Genomic DNA, 23356 nt, shown 5'->3' on the forward strand with positions numbered 1-23356 from the left:
ATAGCAGTTGAATACTTGTTCAGCTCAGTCATAATGCGGGTATGAATTAAAGGCCGAAGACGTTTTAGGAGAGCCTAATAAAATGAATTTAAGGGATAAATTGGATGTCTACATGCGGCTTACTCGCATAGACCGTCCTATTGGCACCTTGCTACTATTGTGGCCCTGCTTGATGGCGTTGATGTTTGCCGCAGGAGGCATGCCAGACATTAAAGTGCTGATTATCTTTATCATAGGTGTGGTTGTGATGCGCGCCTGTGGCTGTGTGATCAATGACTACGCTGATAGAAATCTCGATGCGCACGTTGAACGCACACAATCTAGACCTTTAGCCAGTGGCGAAATTAGCAGCAAAGAAGCACTGTTGTTGTTTGTCGTTATGGCGCTATTTGCATTCAGTCTTGTGTTGTTGTTAAACCCGCTGGTGGTCAAGCTTTCAGTTGTCGGTATTATTCTTACTATTATCTACCCCTTTACCAAGCGCTACACCAATATGCCACAGATGTTTTTGGGCACAGTCTGGAGTTGGTCTATCCCGATGGCTTACGCCGCACAAACAGGCTCCGTACCTGTTGAAGCATGGTGGTTATTTGCAGCCAATTGGTGCTGGACGATCGCTTACGACACCATGTATGCCATGGTTGATCGTGATGATGATCTCAAGGTAGGTATCAAGTCGACGGCTATTTTATTTGGCCGATATGATCGACAGATCATTGCTGGATTTCAGATGGCAGCGCTTACCTGCTTTATTGTTGCCGGTACTATCGCCGGACGCGGTGAAATCTTTGGCTTAGGTATTTTGGCGTTTATTAGTTTTGGGCTTTACCAGCAAAAATTGATTTATGGTCGCGAAAGAGCACCATGCTTCAAAGCTTTCTTAAATAATAACTGGGCAGGAATGGTGCTTTTTGTCGCACTAGGGCTAGATTATTTAGTTTTTTAGTTTAGCTGAACCCTATCTAACCCTGCTCCAGCAAGGTCAATAGCATCAAAATAAACGTCTTCTACTGAAGGCGTTTTTTTATGCGCCACTCTCACTCTTCATAACGATTCATTGCTAGGGAAATACTGATGCGTCTAGACCTGAACTCGCGCAACGCCGCTGATGTACGCATTTTCAAGTCCTTTGGTATAAGCCTGTCTATACTTATCGATAGTCGATGAATATTTAAGATCGCTATAAGCTCTGCTTTTAGGAAAAAGGCATGGGGATCGACCTAATCGTAACAAGCAAAAGGAGTTGTTTGGATGGAGGCGAGGTTATGTCATATTGGGTAACCATATTCGATGCTAGCCAGTGGGCTGATTATGAGTTGCTACTGCTAATGGTGGCCATAGTTATTTTGGTGATTTGGCTATCGGTATGTTTATTTAAGCCCCAAGGAGTGATGCGTTGGACCTTTGCAGTATGTAGTTGTGCAGCGATAAGTGGCTTATGCCTGACAAGCCGGGTGGACGCGTTGCAACTCAGTTTATTATTGAGTAAAGGTCAAAATATAGAAGTCCTTGATGGTAGTTACCGTTATGGCCGTTATCACTTCCCGCATAATTCAGCATATGGGGTCGACTTTCGAGATATTCACATCGGCGATCGCATACTGAAATTGTACCACTCTGGTTATCTTCAGCACCCGCGTTGCTACCGTAATTTTTATAACACTAATGAGTTTAGTGATAACGCCCAGTTACGTCTGTACATTCATTGGTATGAACATGAATTTAGGCATAAGGAAGATATAATCAAGCTTAAAACACCCTGTATTTTGCGTATTGAACAACGCGGTGCAGAGGCAGTTTAAGGCCGCTTAATACTCACGCCATCCTTTAGGTTAAAAAGCCAATAGAGCCCCTGTATCGCACTGGTAGGAAATGCAGTTTCATGGCTGGCGTCATCGATAATAAGTAGCTTAGTGGTTATTGTTTTACTTGCTGAACTATCGACGCGGGTATCGGAATTTTGGCTGGTATTTACCTTATCAAGGGCCTTCTTAAACGCCTGTGCATGGCGGACCATGTTGAAGTTGGAATAACCACCATTGCCATTATGTTCAAGTTCACCAATGCCGATAAAGACATTCGCTTTAATGTTATGCAATGTACTTTTGCGCTGTTGTACAAGATCAAAAATCATCTGTTTATGCCACCAAAACGATGGACTCCCTAACACGTAGTTACTAAACAACTCTGGTTTTTCTAACAGTATATAGGCCCCAAAAAGCCCACCCAAAGAGTTACCAAGATACGTGCGTTGGCTTGGGTCGGTCCTAAAGTTTTGCTGAATATAGGGAAGTACTTTTTCCTGTAGAAAGGTGGTGTGTCGAGCCGCACCTCCCGTCTTTTTTTTCCAACTTTCATCAATGGAAGGGGTGTAATTGCGCACCCGGCTTCTATCACCCTTAAGACCTTTTTGCCACGATACACCGACTAGAATCGCTTGCTGCATCGCATTTGAGTTCATCGGAAATCGTGTTGCACCGGAGACAATCTGAAAAGCGTACATGGCATCGGTGATATATATCACTGGGTAACGATGGTGCTTATTGGCGTCGGTGTCATAGTCTTTAGGCAGTTTAATAAACAACTCGTAGGCTCTGTCTGCATCATTGATCTGAATCGTTTGCGTGCGAGGAATGTTGAATGGCGTATTGTTCTCTGTGGCCTGTACTTGTGCCATTACCATTAAGCAGGTGAAGAGTCCAAATAGACGGGTAAGCAGAGGTAATGACATGATTTTAAGTATAATCCTTCGTCCTGAAGATAAAAACAGGTCAACAAACATACCTGCAATCAAACGTAATGAACAGCTTACTGATTGTTAAAGTTAGTTGCCACTCAAATACAATTTAACCTTTTGCTAACACTATCTATCTTTACCTTTTTTGCGTAAGTTAGGCTATTTAATCGCAGGGAGGCAGTATGCGGCGTAGCGTAAAATTTAGAGTCAGCTTTTTAGCTCTCGCTATCATCAGTTATGTGATTGGGTTTAATTCTCTACCAGAATCACTGAGCAGTGATGTCGACATGTATAAATTGGTCGCGATTGCTGGCCTCTATTTTATCTTTCTTCCTGTTCTATATTGGTTTTGGATAATTAAAGCGGGTAAGCAAAAACCGTGGAAGCTATTGTTGATTTTTAGCCTTAGCGGATTGATGGCACGGTTGAGTTTTCCTGCTGAAATTGCCAGCTATTTTGAATTTATCATGTGGTTGAGGTATCCCATTATCGCGATATTGCTGCTGATAGAGTTTTACCTTATGTTCAGTATCATTAAAGGGTTATGGCAAGCTCGCAGCATGAAAGGAGACCCTAGGGTTCATATCGTCGATAAGTATCAAGATGATAAGAAGCGCTCTTTAGCGCTGGTGTTAGCATCGGAGCCAGCAAGTTGGTATTACGCTATCCCTTGGTTTAGTCGCCAGCATGTCAGCAGTGATTACACGATTGACTTACTGTCGGGAAAACCTTGGGCGTGGCTAGCGATGTTGTTGGGGACGTTAAGTGCTGCTGCTGGCGTTTATATACTGCTTAGCTCTTGGAGCGAGTTAGTGGCTATTATCGTGTCGAGTATTATCGCTTACGGTGTGGTGTTTGTGACGGCTAACTATCGAGTATCAAAGCATTACTCACTCTATATTCAACAAGATAAGTTAGTTATCAATAATAGTATGTGGGGTTTTTTAGCGATAGATATCGCCGATGTTGAGCGTATTGAGGTGGGTTGTTGGGATAAAGTACGCGCAGCGGAGGAGGGTGAAAAAGAGTCGGAACAGCTATGTTTTGGTCGAGGTAAAAAGGCCAATCTACATTTGAAATTTAGCCAGCCGCAAACTTACTTTGGTGCACTTGGACAATTACCTGAGCAGATCAGCGAGCTTAAACTGGTCGTTAACGAACCCAGAAAATTAGCTGATGAGCTTGAAAGTCGCCTGGCGACAGAAGTTGTTGAAATTACGACGATTAACATCGCCAAAGCAGGGTAAGTTAGAGTTGAAATAAATCAAACTCTCTGGTGTACAACCTTCAGTTAATCATTTTTCAGTTAACTCTGATATACGATCATTTGATGCACCTAATGCCTAAAGAACACGCTGAATGCGATCGAGTAGCGAGTATTTAGTCATGTTACTTTGATTGTGAGTGTTCGCATGCGTGCATCTCTATTGTCTTACGAAAGTCTCCTGAAACTGAAAATACCAGTATCCTCTTAGACTTTAAGTAATTCGTATTGCCGTTGTCATGATTTTTACACGGTTGCGAGTTTCCGTAAGGTATAAACACATCAATGCTGTTCATCTCTCCCCATCGCTGAATATACGAAATCCGAATATCTGAAATAGAAACACCAGTTAAATTACTATAGAGCTTATTTGATATCTTCATGTCAATACCATCAACCGCCACAGACAGTTTACTGAGCTGCTGCTTGTTTGATGGCCAAACTGAAGTCTTATTAACATACTCAACAGCTAGGTTGTATGGGATAGATTTCAGTGTTCCTTTCTCGCCAATAAGGCCAGAATGTTCGATTTTCATTATCGTAGGATGCACTAATGCAGCTGAATTTACTGCGCTAGATAATAAGAGAGTAATTATGAATGTGATTATTTTCATATATACACTAACAGCCCATGCAATAGTCGCTTGATAACGTTCTTGGCGACGAAGTGATTTTGCTTCACGCTATCACTGCTAACGAGTTGCTGTAAATAGATTCTTTCTAAGGAGGGGCTCATGAAAAGCACTGTTTTGGAAGAATAAAGAGAGCCTAACTTGGTTCTTGAATCGAATGTATAGCTAATAATCTCTGGGAAAAGAGAGTTACCTTTCGGCAAAGTTGGTTCCAATTACCCCCTGCGGCAGGTGCTGGACAGGATGTCCGAATGTCGTGATCATATGGTCGATAATGTTCCCGACATCATCATGACATTTCCCATATCCCTATGGGTCAGATGTGAGTGAACGACCTTATGTGCAGACGCAACTGAGGCTCGCCGCAACTCTTTATGAAAGAAAGGGTCCCTGTGAACTCAACGAAAACGTCTGACCTCCATGGACGGAGGGAATGCCAAATTATGTCTGGAGCATAATTGGCCTGTTTCCGACGGCCTCAGCCGCATCTACACTGGGTTGGCAAAGCACAAACTCTCGGCATTTGAGTTTTCTATTAAAGACAAAAAAATTAGATAGTTAATCTATAGATAACAGGTAACACCATCTCCCCCGTTGGAAATTTTGCTTTTTAAATTTCGCCGTGTCGCAGAGGGATTGACTCTTATGAAATTAACAGCGGGCGCAAGCGCTTTGCCCCTTGACTCTACTCTTGATTACAAGAATGGGCGAAGCACCACGACATTGACGTTGATTCTGATTTGAAAAAGCAATAACTGATATTGCAGCCAGCACACTTTGGGGCATAAATGCGCTATCTGCTGACCAAAGTGGTTCCAATGACCTGCGGTCGGCGTATGTGCAGACGCAACTGAGGCTCGCCGCAACTATTTATAAAAGAAAGGGTCCCTGTGGGCTCAACGAAAACATCTGACCTCCAAGGACGGAGGGAATGCCAAATTATGTCTGGAACATAATTGGCCTGTTTCCGAAGGCCTCAGCCGCATCTACACTGAGTTATAAAAGCACAATCGTTTAGCATTTGAGTTTTCAGTTTAAGACTACAAAGCACAACTATAAATTCAGAGCAGCAGAAAACACCAACTCCCCATCGAAGTTGCCGAAGTACGCATATAAAAATGTCGTAGAATCATCTTGGACGATGGTTCAGGCTCGGGGGGACATGGCCGTTCATTGGCATCCGTGCCATCACGGCATTCGTGAATCCATTCACATCAGATGTCCCATCTGAGCCGTTAGGCGGTTTTTATTGGAGTATGAGGCCGTATCAAATGCATGTAACTTCGTCGGGGCGGCAGGGGCGATCCAAGAGGGGATTGCTGTTGATCCCCTTTTGGCCGGGTGTGGGATGGAATCCCACGACCTTTATCAAACGGAGTTTGATGATCTCAACCTCAGGTGTGGACGAAGCACTGCGACGTTGATTTGGATTTTGTACAAAATAGCTGACTTAGCCGCTAACCCTTTGGGGGGGTAAACCCGTCATAGCCCAACCAAACCATTAAAATATTAAGCTTTAACGAGCTTCTCTAGATCTGCAGGGCGATAGTAAACAGACTTAAGTACCTTGCCTTGGCGAACAATTTTACCATCCATATCTACATCTTTAGCGCATTTAGCAATGATGAAATCACCTTTAGTGCTACCCACAATTTCTACGCCTTGCTTAGCATAAAAAGCGATGGTCTCATCTAGCTCTTGCTCTGTGCGGCAAACTTTACTCATATTGCTCGAATGAACTTCATCCCAGCAAGTAATAAAGTCAATTTCACGATTCTTAGCAACATGTAAAAGCAGATCAATAACGTAGCTTATTTCAAGGCGGTCAGTCAGTTTTTTAGCACCTAAATGCACTAAACGCCCCATTAATACATAAACCGAATCCACGATTGCGTCTGCCTGCTCGACACGGCTGTCAGCTTCAGCAAGCTCAGTTAACTCTTCAATTGCCAGTGAGGTATGCAGAGTATCGGCTTTATCATCCAGTGACGTTTCATCTTCGATAGGGAGATCAAATGTTGCCCGAAACTGGTGAATATCTCGATAAAGATGGTCGTATAGTGGCTGTTCTAAGGCTGATAGTTTCATAAGTAATACCCTTGGCGTTAATATTCAAAAATTGCCGCCATAGTAAAGAAGTGAGCTTTAAAATGAAAGGTTGCCGATGTGAACGAATAGGCTCTCCTGTATTTTGTTAAGTCAAGCGATTGGACTTACAGGTTAGTCCCCACTGATACCTGAAAATAAAAATGCCATGATGGTGGTTAAAATACCCACTTCAACATCTCTATTAGTGGTTTTCTGATCATTAATGTTGTGCGCCTCTTGCTCTTCTCTAGCTTCGCGTGAGCGGTCAGCACCGGTGATAAAGGGCTCTGCCACTGATTGGGTTTGTTGCACGCTGCAGGCGGTTAAAGGTGATATGACCAAGAAAAGAATAATAAGTAGGCTTGTAGGTTTTATGTTCGTCATCACTTTAGGCATGAGTTAGACCTCGACTTTTAGGTGGCAAAGGATTGGGGAATTAAGCTTAGCGATGAGCCTTTGCACGGAATCGACACTGACATCCAACGCCTGCCAACCATCGGTGCTCATTATCGCGAGGGCGGTGATATGAACTGAATGCAGCTCTTTATTGTCGGACTGGCTTACCGACGTCTCTCCAGAGATCTTAAAAATTCCTTCAGCAGTGGTAATACGACTAATGTTAAACACTTCCATATGTTGATTCGTCCTTGGCATTTAAGTGGGTCATCACCTTAAAACAATACCAGAGGTAATAAAAGTATCGTTGAACTCGTTACATTAAATACAGCATTAAATATCTATAATTACCGTTCTGAATTGATTTATGCTCTTCGAGGTTGAATCAGCCAAAAAAAAAGCCCTTTTGACAATAATCAAAAGGGCAGCGCGATAATACTATTTTGCGCTAGAGCATAGCGAGGATATTGGCTTAGCGGTTTGCGTATTTGCTAATGAGTTTCTCTAGGTAAGGTTGGATATCTTTGTCACTCCAGTCGAGGTAACCACGCAGGAATCCAATAAGGTTACCTGAACCATCAAATACATAAGTGGCCGGTACGACATCGGCAGGCATGACGTTATCTATATTCATTTCAGGGTCTAACCATGTGTGATAGTAAGCAAGATCATGACGGGCTAAGAAAGCCGCGACCTTATCGCTCTCTTCATCGATGGAGACGGGGAGCACCACTAAATCATTGTCGATGTTTGCCTGTCTAATGGCTTCCATTTGTGGGATTTCACTTATGCAGGGAGCACACCATGTTGCCCACAAGCTCATCAATACCACTTTGCCATCGAATTGCTTTAGGTTAATTGAGTCGCCGTTAGTGTCGTTGAAGCTGACATCAGGCACTTTTCTTGCCGAACTCATCTCTATAAAGCGTGACATTATCATCGGTTTTTCTATCGGCTGTCCGGTGTCGTAAACCTTTTGCGTGGGAATGGCTGCCTGTACTGGAAACATCAAGGTCAAACTGACTCCGGCGATGGCGAGCAAAGGCACTAGCGCTTTAGCGTATGAGCGTGGGCGAAGAACTAAATTATTCATGAAGAGTGTCCTGCTCAAGTTTTTGAGTTTTCAATGTTGGCTGTACCAAGAGAAACAGACCGACTATGGCGAGTAGTACCAAGATGATGGGGATTAACCACAGCATAAACGTATGGCTACTGAGTGCTGGCATGTAACGGATCTTCTCGCCGTAACGTTGTACCATAAAGTCAATAATAGCGGCTTTAGATTGCCCTTCGTCCAGCATCAAAAATATTTGCCCTTTAAGTTCACTGGCAATCTTGCTCTGTGAATCAAATAGGTTTTGATTTACCGCCATTGGGCAGCGCAGTTCACGCGCTATTTCAAAGCCTATATCCCGTTTTTGTGCATCAGTATAATGGGTCGGTGCTAGACTATCTTGCGCAAATACAATGGTACAAAACAGTGCTGATAGCAGAATAAACATTGTCGATAGCACGCGGGTTGCACCATTGATTGTGCCTCTATGCCAATTCATTGCAGTACTCCTGGTGCTGTGTTGTTGGCGAATGGATCCTCGCGATACTGTTTCTGCTAACAAAGGCAATAACAACTCCGCTAATCATCATGAAAAGTGCGCCTAACCATATCCAATTTACTAACGGTTTGTAGCTGATCCTAATGAGGTATTCATTGTCATTAAGGCCACTATTTTTCGTCAGTTTTTGTCCCATAGAAACGTATAAATCCCCTAAGAGGCCGCTATGTATTCCCGCTGCGGACATCTCCATGCCATTGGTTTTAAAGGTTTGTCTTTGGGGATAGAGGTAAGTCACAAACTGATTTTGGCTATCCAATACTCTTATTTGAGCTTGAATAGCGGTGTAGCTGCTAGTTTCAACGTTTTGTGTCTCATCATAGATAAAGCTGTAGCCGCTCAGTGTTTTACCTTGACCAGGACCCATGCGCAGTAGCTCCTCAGTCTCAAAGTTGGATACTAACGTAGCGCCTAGAACCGATATTGCTACACCGATGTGAGCGAAACACATCGCGTAAAAACGCATTGATGAACGGCCATTACCTGTGCCGTTCTCATAGTTTTTAAAGGCGGCTCGTTGGACTAATGCAAGCCCTGTAGCGCTGATGACCCATAGAGAAGAGAACAAGCCCAGTAGCAGCCAAATGCTAAATGACTCTTTTGTCATCCAGGTGGCAGTCAAGGCCATTACCATACATGCGGCCACTAATATTAAAGGCTGCTGCACCTTAGTGCTACGGCGCCAATTTTGCAGAGGGGCAAGACCCATAAGTAAACAGATCAGTGCAGTGATTGGAATAAAAATACTGTTGAAATAGGGCGCGCCCACAGAGATTGTTTGCCCAGTGATGACTTCGAATATCAGCGGGTAGCAAGTGCCCAATAGTACCGAAATAGCGGCGATAACAAGTAACATATTACCGAGAAGTATTAGGCTTTCTTTAGACCACAGCGAGAATGTTATCGGCGCCGATTTTATACTCGTGCGCTGGGCAAACAACGCCATCGCCGAGCCTGAGAACACAATCAGTAGGATCAGTATCGACACACCACGGGTGGGATCTGATGCAAAAGCATGCACCGATTGAACCACGCCTGAGCGGACTAAAAAACTGCCTAATAGACTTAACGAAAAAGCCAATATTGCCAGAAAAATACTACTAGACCCCAATATGCCGCGTTTTGCGGTAAGTAACATTGAGTGAACCATCGCAGTCGACACTAACCAGGGAATAAATGAAGCGTTCTCTACTGGATCCCAAAACCACCAACCTCCCCAACCCAGTTCGTTATAAGCCCACCATGAGCCAAATGCATTGCCGCCAGTTAAAAACACCCACGCCAAAATAGCCCAAGGTTGCAGATAGCGCGCATATTGTTGACTTAAGCCACCGGATAACAAGGCTGCAACGGCACCAGCGAAACAGATGGTTAACCCAACGTAACCAAGAAACAGCAGCGGTGGGTGAATGATCAGCCCAATATCTTGCAGTATGGGGTTGAGATCTCTGCCCTCAATGGGGATATCGGGTAATAGCCGAGTGAAGGGGCTAGAGGTAAAAAGTAGGAATAGACAAAAGCCGAATATTAGCAGTGCGGCAATAGCTACCAGTTTCTGATGAAAATGTTGATTTGTCGCAGGGGCGCGGTTAATGATAAAGGCTGACCAAACGGCAATAGCGACCACCCAAAACAACATCGAGCCTTCATGGGAGCCCCATACCGCTGCCACCTTATATAAAGTGGCCAATTGTGTATTGGAGTTATTAGCAACATAAGCGACAGAGAAATCATCAATGAGGAAGCAGTAAGCTAATGAGAATATTGAACACACTAGTGTTAAACACATCAGTGTAGTTAATGGTTTGGTATAGCTAAGTAAATACTCACTGTCTAGTTTAATACCGAGAATTGTGACAGTAGATAATATAAGTGACAAAGTTGAAGATATTATAAGTAGTATCAAGCCTATCTCTGGAATCATATTCACCCCCATACCTCTGATTAGCTATAAATGTTTTTTACAAATATACATTTACCATATAAGTGCTGTCTTTGTATAAGTGACTTGCCTATATAGGTACTATGTATAACTAACTGTGCCGTTTATTAGTTATTCAAGTCTTGTCAATGTCGCTATTACTAGCTATTTATTACTTTAATGAATCCTAAGTTAGATGCTATGAAAATAATGAGAGCTAGTTCAAACTCTCGTTTTAGATATCTAATCACTATTATTTTTAATATGTAAATGTGGTGATTAAGCTATTTTTAGATCTAAAAATCATGGGTTTTACACTTCAAAAGTTAACGCGCCCACTTCCTAAGCTGTTGTTATTTGGTGATTATTTTGTTTTTACAACTACTCATAACTAATGCGTTTTTTTCTGTGCACTAGCGCATACTTTTTGTCTCCATTATCAGGAGAATAGCGGTTGCTCAGTTGTTTAAGTCGTTCGGTGAACGGTTAGGTTTTGTAGAACACATTAGATAAATAGGCCTTGATGTTGCGGTGGTAAATAACGACTCGGTGAAGTTAATTACTGCTTAAATAAAGCTAAAGACTAATGTTAAACGTTAAATGTAAACCAGATTTTAAAAATAATACTGATGATAAGTAGGAGTGAATGATGAGACGATGGAAGCACAAGGTAGCATTAAGTGTGCTGTTTTGTTTTGGTGCCATTGCTAATGTTAATGCCAGTGGTGGCAAATATAACAGTGTACCTGAAATGGGTAAAACAGCGAAAGAAGCAATTGCCAATTACCAAGGTACAGAAAGAGTTAACGGTGTTAAAACGCTGCAGGATTATATTGTTCAAGAGGAAGAGTTATTTGATTTCTTGTTCGAAAATCATCCGCTATTTAAATATCAACAATCCGGAAACTTAGTGGGTGATTACCACATTAGTGACCGTGGTGAAGAGTATTTAGATACAGGTAAGAGCCCAAACTATAGCTCTATTGATGGTAAGCCTCGCGCAGTTCAGTACCGTTTAGGTGCTAAATCTATTTTGGATTATCCAAATAACTTTGTTGGTCCAGAAAAGTGTGCAGAGTGTCATGCTACTCAATATGAGAAGTGGCAACGTTCGCGTCATGCTAAAACAATTCGCTTCCCTGGTGAACATCCAGAGGTCGATAATGATATCGAACAAACCATGTATGACACCAAAGATACCTCAATCTTACCTGACGGTATTACCCCTGATGCGATCTATGCCACCGTAGGTACACCGCGTACTAAATATGGTTTTATTGATGCTTGGCTAGTGCGAGGAACTTACCACATTGAAGGCGGTTTGTTACGTGATGGAACCGGTAAAATGGTCGCAGGTGCTAACCAGTTCTCTCGTGGTTGGGCTGAGTGGCTAACCGATGATATGGCGAAGAAAATCAACGCCGTTATTCCTGAGTTTCCAACAACACTTGCAGGATTTGGCGGTTCAGGTTCGCACCAAAAAGGCATGAGCTCATACGGTGCTAAATACCGTAAAGAGATGTTGTTCCAGCCAGCAAGTTCATATTGCGAAATTTGTCACTCTTTCAAATTTGATTTCCAAAATCAGCAAGAGTACTTCGATGCCTTAGGTGATCCTAAGAAATTGCAAGAGCATACCATTAGTAAGGGTATTGCTTGTGAAGAGTGTCATGGCGCAGGTGGTCACTTAGATGGCGGTACTGGTGGCATGCAGTCTAACTGTGAACGTTGTCACCAACGCTTCCAGTACAACCCGGCACTTATGGACACTCCAGAAAACGAAGCAAAAGGTGAATATGCCTTTGGCGTGAAGATGAAGTCTCTTTGTCCATCTTGTGGTACTGAAGGTTCACAGATGTATAGCTCTATGCACTATGAAAAAGGCATGCGTTGTACAACTTGTCATGATCCACATGAAGTGACCGACGGTTCATGGATGTCTGGCATCACCAAGCCTAAGTTGAAAAAAGACTGTAAAGATTGTCATGAAGCACAAACGCTGATTGCTGAAAATACAGATACTCACAACAAGCAAACTTGCCAAAGCTGTCACATGCCTAACATGGGTAGCTGTGAAAACTTCAAGGCAATGCAGTTCCCTGATCAAGCTGGTTTCGATGCGGTACGTAAGTCTCACATGTGGAAAATCGACGTAGATCCTAAGCGTAAAACGATTAACCCACCTGAAGGTGAGCCTCGTACTCAAGGTCCTAAAGCAGGTAAAGGTTGGACGGTTGCTAAGAATGAAGAGGGACGCTCTTACCTTGATTTAATGTGGTCTTGTGCTCGTACAGCAATCTCTGACCACGATGTGGTAGAGAACAAAGGTTGTCACAGTCAGTTCCAATCTGAGCTAGAGACTGGTTTGCATTATGAAGACCAGATGGAAATCTACGGCGAAGTAATGAAATGGCAGACCCCTATTAAAGAGGTTCACGCCCAAGTTGAAGTTGCACTAGAGCGCATTGATAAGCTGCTCGAAGTCACCAAACTGTCTACTGAAGACAAGACACAGGTTCTTATGCTCGCTGAGAAAGCAAAAGAAACAGTTGATCTTATCCGCAAGGATGGTTCGTGGGGTGTTCACGGATTCCGTTACAGCCAGAAACGTCTCGATGCAGCGCTAACATATGTTACTCAAGCGCAAAACATCCTTGATGGTACTGGTTACGCGGCTAAGTAGGCCCTAACTCGTTAGCAAAATTTTACCTCGGGACCGAAAGTCGTAGCTGGAAATGCCACAACAGAAAGTTCCGAGGTAAATAAGAGACAAAAATATGAAAAAAGCACTTGGTCAGATTCTAGTTACATTCACACTGCTTGCTAGCGCTGCAACTTGTTTTGCTGGCGGCGGTTCAGAGATGGCACCAGCTCCTCGTTATGAGCACCAACTCAATACTATCACCATGAGAGAAGTGGATAGTTTGTTAGGCCAAGAGGGTGTGTACTTCTATGACGTCAATACGTTGGAGTTGTGGGCTGAAGGGTTTATTCCAGGTGCTATCTATTTCAATGTGAAAGATTGGAAGAAACTTTTACCAAAGAATAAAGATGCCGAGATGATTTTCTACTGTGCAAATCGTCTTTGTAATGCAAGTGAGATAGCCGCACACGCGGCAATGAAAATGGGCTACAGCAACGTAAGACAGATGCCCGATGGAATATACGGCTGGCGCTTATCAAACCGCGTAACTGAAAGGCCATAACAGATGGATGTTGTGCAACCAATTTTATGAATGACTTTTTTATTTAATGAGATGATGACCATGAAAAAATTCGCAAAAACTTCTATTGCTGTTGTGACGGGACTTTCCCTCTTTATTTCTGCCAGCAGCATGGCTAACACAGCACTGACTACCGACACTCAAAAAGAGTCCTACAGTATTGGCGCTTCATTGGGAAAGTACATTTCTAGCCAGATTTATAGCCAAACTGAGCTCGGTGCCGAAGTCGACGTTGATCTTGTTATTGAAGGTGTTGTTGACGCGCTAAAAAATAATCCACAATTTTCAGACGAAGAGATCCTCACTTTTTTAAATCAGCGGGCAGAGCAACTAAATGCTGCGAAAACAGCTGTTGCAGAGAAAGCAGCGTTACAGAATATGACCGCTGGTAGTAACTTTCTGACTAACAACAAGAAACTAGCTGGGGTTACCGTTACCGAATCAGGCCTGCAATATGAGGTAATTTCAGAGGGTGAGGGACGCAAGCCCGATCCACAAGATGTGGTTACTGTTCATTACAAAGGTTACCTGGTTGACGGTACTGAATTTGATAACTCTTATGAGCGTGATGAGCCGAATCGCTTTGCCTTGATGAGTGTGATTGAAGGTTGGCAAGAGGGGATCCCGTTAATGAACCAAGGTGCCATTTACAAGTTCTCCATCCCATCAACATTAGCCTACGGCGAAAAACAGGTCGGCATCATTCCGCCAAGCTCAACATTAGTGTTCGAAGTTGAGTTAGTTAAAGTGGAAGCTCCCGGCGAAAACGCACATGGCATGGGCCTGAGCGGCATGGGCATGGGCGGCATGATGGGAATGGATAAAGCGCACTAGTTCATTGAGTGCCTGAATCATCTAACGAAATTAGAGAGTCACTATGAGTATTCTTGCTGTTGGCATTGGGTTTTGTCTTGTTAGCACCATTGTGTTTGTTTGGGTCCATCACCTACAAGCTCATCATCTGCAACACATAATGCAAACCAAGCAGACTAACGATTCATCGGGTACCACAAGCCCCGCTAATCGAACGGTGCCAGCAGCAATTTCTATTGTAATGGTTATTTTACCGCTGGTGTTATATAGCCAGCTTGGACGTTTCACCGAATGGGATAAAGGAGTCATCGACGAACAAATTGATTATCTGATCGCCGCAGATATCAATAAAAATGCACGGAAAGTCAATGAGCAACCTAACAACGAAATTGCATTATTAACTTTAGCTCAATCTTATGCAGAAGGCGGCTTATATGCCCAGTCTATTGCAACCCTAAATGATCTGCTCGCCATCACAGGTGATGACGCGCAGACCTTAGGGATGAAAGCTACTGCTATGTATTACCGAGACAATAGAGCGATGAGTATTGAGACCAGTTTAGTCTTAGCTAGAGCCTTAGCATTGGACGAGTTTGAATTTCAATCGCAACTGCTTATCGCCACGGATGCATACCTCAATAAGGACTATGAAAAAGCGATAACTCATTGGCAGTTACTGCTGCGTAGTCAAAGTCAGGGCTTTAGCAGAGCTGCAATTAATAATGCAATTTTAAAAACCGAGCAAAAAATAGCTAATCGTTCAGTGACTGCATCTGAGTAAAGTCACACCAATAAAAAACAGGTCAGCAACAGAGCTGACAGATGGAGGATGCTGTGAGTGAAAATATAGAGAGACGGAGGTTCCTTAAGTGCTTAGGAGCCAGCTCTTTGATAATAGCGCCCTTAGGGTGCAGTTCAGTCAAAGAGGAGTCGGATGCGAATAAACCCCATTATGTAATGGTGTTTGATCAAAATAAATGCACTGGATGCGGTGAGTGTAAGGACGCATGTAACGTCACTAACAACTTACCTGATGGCAAGTCACGTTTAATCATGGAGCAGCAATCGGGTGGTGAGATTGGCTCTGCTTGCCCTCATTGCGGCAAAACGGACTGTGACTGTGAACGTAAGTATGTTCGTGTTTCTTGCCAGCAGTGCAAAAACGCACCTTGTGTCACTGTTTGTCCAACGGGCGCCGCCCATAGGGATGAGAAAACAGGCATTGTCACCATGGATAAAGCGAAATGTGCAGGTTGTAAGTACTGTATCGGTGCTTGTCCGTACGATGCGCGATTCATCAATGAAGAGACCGATGTAGCAGATAATTGTGATTTCTGTTTAAACACTAAACTGGTGAATGGCGAGCTGCCAGCTTGCGTGCAGCAGTGCCGTTATGACGCCTTGATATTTGGTGATGCTAACGATCCTAACTCTTATGTGAGCAAGCTTTTAAGAGTGAAAGATTCGGTACGCATTAAGCCTGGTTTCGGTACCGAACCCAGCTTGAGATACATACCAATTGTTAAGTTAGGGGTGTAGCTATGGATGGAACTATTGATTTTACCACGGGGTTATCTCAAGGCATTGCGTGGCCTTGGCCGATTGCGGTCTACCTGTTTTTTGCGGGCATTTCCGGTGGCGCGCTAGCCACCGCGATATTTGTTCGCTTCTATAAGAAGCAGACTGAGAATACACCTTTCTACAAAGCTGCAGCGGTGATCTCGTTTGTGACCATCAGCTTGGGCATGTTGTGCTTGGTTTTAGATCTAACCAACCCGTTGTTCTTTTGGCGAATTTTGGTGTACTACAACTTTACTTCCGTGATGTCTATTGGTGTGATTGCCTTAACGGTTTATATCCCGTTGACTGCTATTGTTGCACTATTAGCGTTAGAGGAGGAGCTACGCTCAATACCGGCGCTTAAAGTGTTACTGCCGATTATTCAAAAGCTGAAAGCTGTACGTAAGCCGATTGAAGTGTTGGTGTTGATCTTAGCGTTATCTGTGTGTGCCTACACAGGTTTCCTAATCTCAGCCTTGATCCGCTTCCCAATCATAAATACCTCGGTACTGCCGGCGCTATTTATTGCATCGGGGATCTCGGCGGGGGCAGCATCTGCAAAAATGTTGGCAGTGTCACTCTTCAAAGAAGATCTGCATAGCCAAGATATGAAGCTACTTCATGGTGCTGAATGGCCGATTATGTTTGCTGAAGCCATGTTCATCTTCATGATTGTCACCTCATTAATGACCGGAAACGCCGCTGCACAAAGTGCATTTACGGCTTTCCATTCTGGAGAGTGGGCAAGCGTGTTTTGGTTCGGTGTTATAGGAATTGGGTTTGCCGGTCCGTTGCTGCTGAACTTTGCCACGAGTAAGTCTTTTGGCCATTCTGCTAAAGCATTTTATGCCTCAGGTGTTTGTGCAGTAACTGGCATGATGTGTTTACGCCTGTTTATTTTGTATGCGGGTCAAAACTTTGCGATTTAATTGTTTATTTAATTATCCAAAGTACGTGTGATTAATGGTGAGTAGGTCAGCCCCAATTGCGCCGCCCCTGCAGGGTTGCAATTGGGTGTTGAACCGAAAGCTCAGCCAATTATAAATAATTATTTTTTGCAGTAGAGGTCGTCAATGAAAAAGTTATGGGGCTTGCTGTTATTGCCTTTGTTATTTGCTTGTGGTCAAGAGGCAAGCGATACGGTCGCGGTCGTTGCGCAAACCATTGATGAGCATGACCGTTGCCATATGTGTGGGATGATGATCAAGAAATACCCAGGTCCTAAAGGTCAGGTGCACCTTAAAGGACTGCAGGTGACTCCTAAGTTCTGCTCGACGCGAGACATGTTTAATTTTGTATTACAGAGCGAAAATAAGCGTCAAGTGACCAACCTCTTTGTGCATGATATGGCAAAAACGGATTGGCAAAAGCCCGAAGACAGCGCCTTTATTGATGCTAAAACGGCTTGGTATGTCTATGGTGCGAGTCAAAAAGCGGTGATGGGGCCTGCAGTGGCTAGCTTTGGCACTAAAGAGGCTGCCGTTAAATATGCACAGGAATTAGGTGGCATCGTGCTTCCTTATGAGAAGATTGATACTCAGCTACTCGCCGATCAGTAACTCTATTTAGGCCTATTTTAAATGTCAAAAATGGCTCATGTTATCGCCCACATTATGATTATTGGATCCGTTGCACTCAGCAACTCTCTGATGGCGGCAACATGGACAGTCAATAGTAGCGATGGACTGCGAGAACAGCTGCTCAGCGCGGGTCGCGGCGATACCATAGTGCTGCAAGATGCACATTACAGCGGTAACTTCGAAATCACTTACTCACTCACTCTGCAAGGACGACAGGGAGCCTATATCGATGCCTTAGGTTATGGCAGTGCGATAACCGTTAGCGCTAGCAATGTTGTTATTGAGGGTATCACTATTCAAAACTGGGGCGCGGATCTGTATGAGCGTGATGCCGCAATTTTGATTAGCGAACAAACAGAAAATATAACGATTAACCGCAATAAGTTAACTGGAGATGGGTTTGGGATCCGTGCTGATCATAGCCGATCATTGACCATTATCCATAACCAAATTTCTGGCAATCAACAGCTGCATATTCTCGATAGAGGGGACGGTATTTATCTCAATCGTGTTGAGCAGGCCGTCATTGAGTTTAATCAAATCAGTCATGTTAGAGATGGTGTCTATATCGAATCGAGTAAAGGCAGCTTGGTCGCCAACAATCGCTTTTATGAGCAGCAATATGGCATTCATTACATGTATAGCGAGCAAGATGAAGCTTACGGCAATGTTAGTGAAAATGTGAATGGTGGTTACGCGGTTATGAGCTCGAAATCTGTGTATCTGCATCATAATAGGGCACAAAATGCCAGTGAGTATGGGGTGCTATTAAATATCACTAATGGTGCCCGTATTGAGTTCAATGTGCTACGCAATATCCATAATCCCAATGGGCAGGAGGCCTTAGGTAACCAAGGTCGGGCCATGTTCATCTACGGTGCCTTAGATAACGAGATCCGTGGTAATGAGTTTGCGATGAGTGATATCGGCATTGCGATGGCAATGGGTGGCGAGCAAAACCGCATTTATGAGAACAATTTTATTAATAACAATATCCAAGTTAAATACGTAGGGGATGAGTTGCTGCAGTGGAGTCAGGCGGGGCGAGGCAACTATTGGAGTAGCTATATGGGATGGGATCATAGCCAAGATGGTATTGGGGATCAGAGTTACCAGCCTAATGACTCAATGGATAAGCTGTTTTGGCGCTATCCCGAAGCCAAATTTTTAATGAACAGCCCTGTGGTTTCCCTTTTGCGTTGGGTCGAGTCGCAATTAACCGTATTTTCCGCCAGCGGAATTAAAGATGATCACCCGTTGATGCAGCCTTTTCCAATTAACCATTCTGCTGAGTTAGCGCGTGACGTAAGTGAGTTTGTCTATGAACAGTGATACGAGTATTACGTCTAATACTCCCGTGGTGAGTGTTGAGCGTGTGGGCTTACGCTTTGGAGATTTAGACGCATTGCAGGACATCAACCTGGAGGTGTATCAGGGGCAAACCTTAGCACTGCTTGGTCATAATGGCGCAGGGAAGTCGAGCCTGATAAAGTTAATTTTGGGGTTAATTAAACCGACTTCAGGCAAACTAACCTTGCAGGTTGGGCAAGCTCTGCAGCCCATCAATATTGGATATCTGCCTGAGGATGTCAGTTTTTATGACAAGCTTACTGGCTGGGAAGTGCTTAGCTATTTTGCGGCGCTTAAAGGTATTAACACTCCACGAGTTAAGCAGCTAATTGCAGAGTTCGAATTGGAATATGCCCAGCACCGACAGTTAAAAACCTATTCAAAAGGGATGAAGCAGCGACTCGGTGTCGCTCAAGCTATATTGTCGCAACCCGATATCTTGTTGTTGGATGAACCCACGGTAGGGCTTGATCCGCAAGCCTCGCAGTTCTTGTATCAAAAGATAGAGTCGCTCAAGGAGCAGGGCTGCGCAGTGATTATCTGCACCCATGAACTGTCGATTGTTGAGAAGCATCTCGACAGGGCGCTGTTACTTGCGGGTGGTCGCCGGGTCGGTTGTGGAACGCTTGATGAGTTACGTCATGCAAGTGGTTTAAAGACACAAATTAGGTTGCCCAATTTCACCGATAAATTACGGAGGGATAGCTATCTACAGTCCTTATCGCGTGGGCAAGCGTTAATGATGAGTACTGATGAGCGTAAAGCCGTGATTGAATATCTAGTACAACAAAAGTCTTGTACCGATTTCAGTGTCATTGAGCCCAGCTTAGAGCTTGTCTACCACCACTTTATGCAACAGCAGCCGTTACATAGGTTACCAGCGGATATTGCTGTGACAGATACGTCGCCAAAAGGTTGGTTGCAGTCGTTACTTAGCCCGTTAGCGCGTCAGAGTACATTATGAAGAACCTACAGTTCACTTCACCTGTTTTTATTATTGCTTACAAAGAGCTGCGCGATAGCTTACGCAATCGTTGGGTTCTGTTTATGGGCAGTATATTTATGCTGTTATCGCTCTCTATTACGTTTGCGGGTAGTGCCGTGACCGGGGACATTGCTCTACCGCCACTGGCTAACTTAATGTCGAGCTTGTCGACCACGGCGGTATTTATTATCCCCTTGGCAGCGATTTTGCTTAGTTATGACAGTTTCGTTGGTGAGCAGGAGGCGGGTACACTGCTGTTGTTATTGTCATATCCCATCAGCCGCAGGCAAATACTGGTGGGGAAGTTATTGGGTCATGGTTTGATTATGTTCATCACCACTAGTTGTGCTTTTGGTTCGACGGCAGTGCTATTGCTTGCTGTTGGCAACCAATACTCAATGGTTGAAGTGCTGAGCGCTTTTATGCAGTTTGTTATTAGCAGTAACCTGTTAGCGCTGACTTTTGTTTTACTGGGTTATATCGTTAGTTTACGGGCGACAGAGAAGGCTAAAGCAGTCGCTGGGTTATTGTTTATGTGGTTCATGCTGGTGTTAATTTATGACCTATTGTTACTGACAGTATTGGTATCGGATGTGGGGGTTATCGATAAGCAGCTATTGAATATCTTGATTGCACTGAATCCAACCGATCTTTACCGCGCGATTAACCTAATCTCCATTGATGCACATCGTTCGGGGAGTGCACTCTCAATGATTGGTGATATTGATTTAGGGTTGTCAGTGATGTACTTGTTAATGTTCGGCTGGATCAGTGGTTTGCTGGTTATCTCTCAAAGGATTTTTAATCATAAACCGTTATAAAGCGCTCTCTTTTTCTAGCATAATAGCAGCATGCCAGCTAAGAAGTTGCGAGCGCCAAACCTGATTGTTGATAATTATTTTTCATTTTGTGAACAGTGATATACCTCTATTAACTGTGATCTCTGAATTGCGGTAATTGTCACAATAGCGATCTATTTCTATCACTATAATTTGTTGTAATGCGCAGGTTTAATTAACCGACTCAATTGACTAAAAAGAGGTTAATCTTGCTAAAAGTGACTCCCTATCTGGAACTCGATGAGCAGGCCAAACAGCTGCTGGATCGTGCCAATAGTACGACTATCAGCCTGACATTTTCAGAATCAGCGATTTTATATCAACTGCTCACAACTGATAGCGTATGCGATAAAGATGAATTGCTGGCTGTGGGCTGGCCCGATCGCGTCGTTGCCGCGACCTCTTTAACGCAATGCGTCAGTACACTGCGTAAAAAACTGGAAGCCTATCCAGAAGTTCAGCTTAAAACGGTTGCTAGACGTGGTTATGAACTGCACGTATCTGAGCGTTCCCACATCAAAATGTTAGCGGTGAATGATGCAGAGTCGATTAAGACAGCACTCATTGACGTCTCGATGGTGGTTAAGGTCGGTGGCATTCTTGTGCTGGCTGCACTGTTCTTAATATGTTGGTATAGCAGTGATTATCATAATACGGTAAAAAATACAGGCTTATGGAATGCCGATAAAAAAATGGCATTGAATATCGGTGGCACTAAAGAGATTGTACCGATGTTTTACCAAAGTAATGTTGAGTATCTGCATCAGTCGATGTGGCAAAAACACTTGGCTCCGGAGAGTAACCACGTAAGCCATATTGATAACTTTAAAGGTTATGTTGCGACTGACGGTAATAACTATTCAATGGCGGCTTGCCCAAACTATACAGAGGGTGAATGTAACTGCCATGGGTTAATGAACATCACAGCTATCGATATTAATCCAGCGGGGCTTAACATCAGCCAGTTTGCAGAGCTAACAGAGCGGCTTGAAAAGCGGATCCGTTACAACAAGATTATTATTCCCCACGGAAAAAACGAACTTGAGCATTCGCAGGGAGATATTATTGAGCACCACTATCATGCTGATGTCTATTTTCCAGTGGCCGATGAACTACTGGTGCGCTCAGACCTTAGTCTGTCGTTGATCTATGAAGGGGAAAACACTGGGCAGTTTTACTCGGCGGCTTGTATTACCGATGAAGACTGTTTAACCACGCCGATTAAGTACAAGTTACGCGGTACCTTTAAGCAATATCAGCAAAAAATTGACGATATGACTGTTGATGTGTTTCAAGTCAAAGTGAGCCAAAAAGAGTTTATTAAACCTGAAACGGTAAGCCCGTCAGCGATGTATTTTTATCGAGCGATTAGAAAGCACGACATTACCGATGAAGAGCTGTACTTTTATCGTATATATACCGATAACAAGAGTGCCGTTTGGATCACGCCGATATTAGGCAGTATCGTGGCTTGGTATAAATACGATCAGGTAAGGATCTAGCAAGGTTAGATAGGACGTATACGTTCAATCGATATAAAACTAGTTAAACAAAAAGGGCGCCAAAGAATGAATTTTAGCGCCCTATTAGCGGCTGTTATTGCATAGTCTGTACTCGAACTTGTGCGAGTATTAGATTATTTTATAAAGGCGAATGCGTCACCGTATAAATGGTCTTCTTCAACACCCATGCTACGGAACACTTCTCGCGCTGCACCGACCATATCAAAGCGACCTGCAATATAGATATCGTAGCCATTAAGGCTAACAAAATCGGCTTTTATCTGCTCCAACAAGTTAGCTTGTTTACCATTCCAATCGCTAGGCGCTTGTTCTACCACGGGGACAAAATGCAACCAAGGGTGTGCATCATGCCACTCACGGGCGATTGTTTCGTAGTACATCGCATCTGTGGTACGGCAACCCCAATAAAGCGTGGTTTCAATCTCTTGTCCAAGTGCTATTTGATGCTCAACAATGCTCTTGATATAAGAGAATCCAGTACCACCAGCGATCAGTAAGCGTGGGCGTACACTGGTATGGCGTAAGTGGGCATCGCCGCCAGGCATTTCAATATCAATTGTACTGTTATTTGCTAAGCAGTCTTGAAGACGCTCAACCACTTGCATAGGGTAGCTCTCGCTAACAGCGGCACCAATATGTAGCTCCAGGTGCTGGCTATCAGGTGCTGATGCGATAGAGAACGGACGTTTATCTTTCTCTCCCATCACTACGCAAAGGTACTGGCCAGCTTTGAAATCAAAGGCGACAGCAGGCTTTAAAATAACCTGAAATACCGCATCATTAAACGGTGCGATTTTTTCAATAGTACAACTAATGGTGTTCATCTTTATT

Annotated in this window: 23 protein-coding genes; 14 read left to right on the forward strand and 9 right to left on the reverse strand. The window is 43.7% G+C overall.

Annotated elements, in window-relative coordinates; translation table 11 throughout:
* Window positions 1–82: 82 nt before the first annotated feature.
* Together ubiA and JK628_RS02060 are read left to right on the forward strand one after the other, a co-directional pair.
* Window positions 83–946 carry a 4-hydroxybenzoate octaprenyltransferase gene (ubiA, locus tag JK628_RS02055; protein ID WP_202287627.1) on the forward strand — a complete coding sequence of 288 codons (864 nt, stop codon included), beginning with the start codon at window positions 83–85 and terminating at the stop codon, window positions 944–946.
* A 319-nt stretch (window positions 947–1265) separates the two neighbouring features.
* On the forward strand, window positions 1266–1802 hold the full coding sequence (locus tag JK628_RS02060; protein WP_202287628.1) for a hypothetical protein: 537 nt from the start codon (window positions 1266–1268) through the stop codon (window positions 1800–1802).
* On the opposite strand, the gene JK628_RS02065 is transcribed toward JK628_RS02060, so the two are convergent.
* Window positions 1799–2731: an alpha/beta hydrolase gene (locus tag JK628_RS02065; RefSeq protein WP_202287629.1), complete on the reverse strand. Its 933-nt coding sequence runs from the start codon at window positions 2729–2731 to the stop codon at window positions 1799–1801. The genes JK628_RS02060 and JK628_RS02065 overlap by 4 nt on opposite strands.
* 188 nt (window positions 2732–2919) lie before the next feature.
* Between JK628_RS02065 and JK628_RS02070 the strand changes: the two genes are divergently transcribed.
* Complete coding sequence (locus JK628_RS02070) at window positions 2920–3984, forward strand: hypothetical protein (protein WP_202287630.1); 1065 nt, start codon at window positions 2920–2922, stop codon at window positions 3982–3984.
* A gap of 142 nt (window positions 3985–4126) precedes the next feature.
* Here the strand turns inward: JK628_RS02070 and JK628_RS02075 are convergent, their stop codons facing one another.
* From JK628_RS02075 to JK628_RS02105, 7 genes are all read right to left on the reverse strand, one after another.
* A complete protein-coding gene (locus JK628_RS02075) occupies window positions 4127–4615 on the reverse strand; it encodes a hypothetical protein (protein WP_202287631.1) in 489 nt (162 codons plus the stop codon).
* 1527 nt (window positions 4616–6142) lie between these two features.
* A complete protein-coding gene (locus JK628_RS02080; RefSeq protein WP_202287632.1) occupies window positions 6143–6721 on the reverse strand; it encodes a nucleoside triphosphate pyrophosphohydrolase family protein in 579 nt (192 codons plus the stop codon).
* 132 nt (window positions 6722–6853) lie between these two features.
* Window positions 6854–7117 carry a hypothetical protein gene (locus tag JK628_RS02085; RefSeq protein WP_202287633.1) on the reverse strand — a complete coding sequence of 88 codons (264 nt, stop codon included), beginning with the start codon at window positions 7115–7117 and terminating at the stop codon, window positions 6854–6856.
* Window positions 7118–7120: 3 nt separating this feature from the next.
* Window positions 7121–7354, reverse strand: coding sequence for a hypothetical protein (locus tag JK628_RS02090; protein ID WP_202287634.1), 234 nt, complete (start codon window positions 7352–7354; stop codon window positions 7121–7123).
* A 235-nt stretch (window positions 7355–7589) separates the two neighbouring features.
* Window positions 7590–8126 (reverse strand): TlpA family protein disulfide reductase, encoded by a 537-nt coding sequence (locus JK628_RS02095; protein WP_443020005.1) that lies wholly within the window; start codon window positions 8124–8126, stop codon window positions 7590–7592.
* A gap of 76 nt (window positions 8127–8202) precedes the next feature.
* Window positions 8203–8670: a cytochrome c-type biogenesis protein gene (locus tag JK628_RS02100; RefSeq protein WP_237524115.1), complete on the reverse strand. Its 468-nt coding sequence runs from the start codon at window positions 8668–8670 to the stop codon at window positions 8203–8205.
* Complete coding sequence (locus tag JK628_RS02105; protein WP_202287636.1) at window positions 8657–10654, reverse strand: heme lyase CcmF/NrfE family subunit; 1998 nt, start codon at window positions 10652–10654, stop codon at window positions 8657–8659. The genes JK628_RS02100 and JK628_RS02105 overlap by 14 nt, the downstream gene beginning before the upstream one ends.
* A gap of 646 nt (window positions 10655–11300) precedes the next feature.
* On the opposite strand from JK628_RS02105, the gene JK628_RS02110 reads away from it, so the two are divergent.
* The 11 genes from JK628_RS02110 to JK628_RS02160 all read left to right on the forward strand — a co-directional run bounded on the left by JK628_RS02110 (window position 11301) and on the right by JK628_RS02160 (window position 22504).
* Window positions 11301–13334 carry a cytochrome c3 family protein gene (locus JK628_RS02110; RefSeq protein WP_202289684.1) on the forward strand — a complete coding sequence of 678 codons (2034 nt, stop codon included), beginning with the start codon at window positions 11301–11303 and terminating at the stop codon, window positions 13332–13334.
* A 94-nt stretch (window positions 13335–13428) separates the two neighbouring features.
* Window positions 13429–13857 (forward strand): rhodanese-like domain-containing protein, encoded by a 429-nt coding sequence (locus tag JK628_RS02115; protein WP_202287637.1) that lies wholly within the window; start codon window positions 13429–13431, stop codon window positions 13855–13857.
* Window positions 13858–13917: 60 nt separating this feature from the next.
* Window positions 13918–14709, forward strand: coding sequence for an FKBP-type peptidyl-prolyl cis-trans isomerase (locus tag JK628_RS02120; protein WP_202287638.1), 792 nt, complete (start codon window positions 13918–13920; stop codon window positions 14707–14709).
* Window positions 14710–14752: 43 nt separating this feature from the next.
* Window positions 14753–15469, forward strand: a complete 717-nt coding sequence (locus JK628_RS02125) for a tetratricopeptide repeat protein (protein ID WP_202287639.1) — start codon at window positions 14753–14755, stop codon at window positions 15467–15469.
* 53 nt (window positions 15470–15522) lie between these two features.
* Window positions 15523–16227, forward strand: a complete 705-nt coding sequence (locus JK628_RS02130; protein WP_202287640.1) for a 4Fe-4S dicluster domain-containing protein — start codon at window positions 15523–15525, stop codon at window positions 16225–16227.
* Window positions 16228–16229: 2 nt separating this feature from the next.
* Window positions 16230–17177, forward strand: coding sequence for an NrfD/PsrC family molybdoenzyme membrane anchor subunit (nrfD, locus tag JK628_RS02135; RefSeq protein WP_202287641.1), 948 nt, complete (start codon window positions 16230–16232; stop codon window positions 17175–17177).
* Between the two features lie 144 nt (window positions 17178–17321).
* On the forward strand, window positions 17322–17807 hold the full coding sequence (locus tag JK628_RS02140) for a nitrous oxide reductase accessory protein NosL (RefSeq protein WP_202287642.1): 486 nt from the start codon (window positions 17322–17324) through the stop codon (window positions 17805–17807).
* Between the two features lie 21 nt (window positions 17808–17828).
* Window positions 17829–19160 (forward strand): nitrous oxide reductase family maturation protein NosD, encoded by a 1332-nt coding sequence (gene nosD, locus JK628_RS02145; RefSeq protein WP_237524116.1) that lies wholly within the window; start codon window positions 17829–17831, stop codon window positions 19158–19160.
* Window positions 19150–20142 carry an ABC transporter ATP-binding protein gene (locus JK628_RS02150; RefSeq protein ID WP_202287643.1) on the forward strand — a complete coding sequence of 331 codons (993 nt, stop codon included), beginning with the start codon at window positions 19150–19152 and terminating at the stop codon, window positions 20140–20142. Before nosD ends, JK628_RS02150 begins: the two co-directional genes overlap by 11 nt.
* Window positions 20139–20984 (forward strand): ABC transporter permease, encoded by an 846-nt coding sequence (locus JK628_RS02155; protein WP_202287644.1) that lies wholly within the window; start codon window positions 20139–20141, stop codon window positions 20982–20984. Before JK628_RS02150 ends, JK628_RS02155 begins: the two co-directional genes overlap by 4 nt.
* Window positions 20985–21211: 227 nt before the next feature.
* Entirely contained in the window at window positions 21212–22504 is a 1293-nt protein-coding gene (locus JK628_RS02160) for a winged helix-turn-helix domain-containing protein (protein WP_202287645.1), read from the forward strand.
* Window positions 22505–22638: 134 nt separating this feature from the next.
* Here JK628_RS02160 and fre read toward each other — a convergent pair whose 3' ends face one another.
* Window positions 22639–23349 (reverse strand): NAD(P)H-flavin reductase, encoded by a 711-nt coding sequence (fre, locus tag JK628_RS02165; RefSeq protein ID WP_202287646.1) that lies wholly within the window; start codon window positions 23347–23349, stop codon window positions 22639–22641.
* Window positions 23350–23356 lie beyond the last annotated feature (7 nt).

The sequence above is a fragment of the Shewanella sp. KX20019 genome (assembly GCF_016757755.1).
Taxonomy (GTDB): Bacteria; Pseudomonadota; Gammaproteobacteria; order Enterobacterales; family Shewanellaceae; genus Shewanella.